Consider the following 285-nt stretch of genomic DNA (forward strand, 5'->3'; position numbering starts at 1 on the left):
TATCTCGGATGGACCTTCTAACCCGCACGATATTTTGCGCCTACTGGGTGTTGTGGAGCTATCTAAATACATCACTAACGAAGTGCAGGACGTTTACCGTTTGCAGGGTGTTGTAATTAACGATAAGCATATCGAAGTTATCGTGCGCCAGATGTTGCGTAAAGTTGAGATTACGCAGTCTGGTGATACTGACTTGATCAAGGGTGACCAGGTTGAGTATGTGAAGTTCTTGGAAGCTAATGAAGAGGCTGATTCGAACGACAAGATGCCTGCGCAGTGTGAGCG

1 protein-coding gene is annotated in these 285 nt (G+C 46.3%); it reads left to right on the forward strand.

What is annotated here, in order from left to right:
- A partial coding sequence (locus tag A3757_RS03835; protein WP_156506158.1) for a hypothetical protein occupies positions 1-285 on the forward strand: 285 nt, incomplete at both ends.

Source organism: Oleiphilus sp. HI0117 (assembly GCF_001635235.1).